The organism is Butyricicoccus sp. (assembly GCF_050872565.1).
Taxonomy (GTDB): Bacteria; Bacillota; Clostridia; order Oscillospirales; family Butyricicoccaceae; genus Butyricicoccus_A.
In genome coordinates this window covers 1-1,595 of sequence record NZ_JBNMHC010000440.1, presented here as the reverse complement: position 1 = coordinate 1,595, position 1,595 = coordinate 1, and the positions used below count along the sequence as shown (strand labels likewise).

General features: G+C 49.5%; 2 protein-coding genes. Both read right to left on the bottom strand.

Features of this window, described 5'->3' with window-relative positions:
• Positions 1 to 171 precede the first annotated feature (171 nt).
• On the bottom strand, positions 172 to 627 hold the full coding sequence (locus ACR0P9_RS12305; RefSeq protein WP_432620565.1) for a PTS sugar transporter subunit IIA: 456 nt from the start codon (positions 625 to 627) through the stop codon (positions 172 to 174).
• A gap of 288 nt (positions 628 to 915) precedes the next feature.
• Positions 916 to 1,542: a hypothetical protein gene (locus ACR0P9_RS12300; protein ID WP_432620563.1), complete on the bottom strand. Its 627-nt coding sequence runs from the start codon at positions 1,540 to 1,542 to the stop codon at positions 916 to 918.
• Between the last annotated feature and the right edge of the window lie 53 nt (positions 1,543 to 1,595).

Below are 1,595 nucleotides of genomic sequence, written 5' to 3'. Positions count from 1 at the left end.
TCCGCCGCCAGCGCCAAAGAAACCATTTGCCGCTCCGGCACACGTGCCGATAATCAAACATTTGGTGCGTTCCTGCATAGGCATCTCCTTTCCGCGGGGATAACAAAAGGCACATCAGCAGAATACTGATGTGCCTGTATTGTTTGTTAAACGATAGTGTTTTATACGCGCTTATACCATCGGGCAGGAGCAAGAGAACATGCGGGTCTTGCCGGTCTCTACATCGCCGGAGCAAACGGAAACTTTCTCAATCGGCAGATTGGTTACGATGCAGGAAAAATCAACATAGCCGCCCTGTGCCTTGATTGCGTTGACATCGCAGGAAAACAGCTTAGTGCCGGTAGTAACCTGTTGGCCAGCCTGTACATGCAGATGGAAATCATGATGCTGAGCGTCCATGTCAGCGGTGAGCAGCAGCTCAATGTCGTGCTCACTGTCAAACAGGGTGACAGCGTGGTCAGAAACGCGGGTAATCATGCCGTTGCACGGAGCAACGACGGTGTTATTGCTCGGGAAAATAGCGATGCCCTCGCCGAGGGTGCGGTCGCTCAGGCTGTGGTGAACAGCTTCAATCGGAACGCATTTGCCGGTGGCCGGAGCCATAAAATCAAACGTAGCAGTAGTCATTATGAATCTTCTCCTTTAGAAGAAATGTGAAATATCCTTGAGATATGGAATCGTTCTTCCATACACCCCTTTTTGGTGCACGAATAGTTTCGCACATTTCTTCTATGGATGCAATAGGCGGTTTTGACAAAGAAAAATGCTTTGGTGGATTTGTCTATTGTTATCCTGAACAACTTGTAGAATTGTTACAAAATGACAGTGAAATTATGATTGATTTACACAAAATAACAGGGATAAATTTGTGCAGAAATACAAAGTCCCTTCTCCGTGCGGAGAAGGGACAAACAGTCATGATTTTGCGTTGAATAGGGAACTGAAGCTGTCTCCGGAAAAAGAATCCAGCGCAGTTTCCAGCTGCTTGGCGCTGTCAGGAAGCGTGATGTCGGAATTTTCTGCCAACAGCGAAATTCCCGCTTTGACTTCATCCAAAGCATCAATAGCGTTCGGAAGCGCAGTGATAAACGCCTTTTGTACATCGGCATCGCTTGCCGCAGGATCACGGAGCATATCAGTCAGTGTATCCGACATGGCGTGATAGGACGACGCGGCTTTTTGGAAATGCTCCTGCACATCGGACAGCTCATCCGGTGCCTGGACAGAGGCGAGTGTATCAATCGGTTCCGCTGCCGCGGACAGCATGGACTGCAGCGTGGTGCGATCGTCTGCACCGGCAATGCGCTGTGCGGCTATATCCTGAAACAGATTGTTTTCCACCTGATACAAGTCGTCAAATGCATCGGTCAGATCTTCGGTGTATTGCGTGAGCTGCTGATGATGCTGCTCTTGACTTTGCTGTTGCTGCTGAAGTTCTGCCTGATGGGTACGCCATTTGCTGACGCCTGCGATGCAGCAGATACCAATCACTGCAATGCACAGCAGACCCAACACAATACCCCATACACGTTTCTTGCTCACGGTTACTTGGTCTCCAGTTCGCCGGTAGCCTGTGCGGTCAGATAGGCGTTGAT

Bases quoted from the DNA above. Each gene is read 5' to 3' on its own strand.
- ACR0P9_RS12305 (WP_432620565.1), bottom strand. From the start codon at position 627: ATGACTACTGCTACGTTTGATTTTATGGCTCCGGCCACCGGCAAATGC.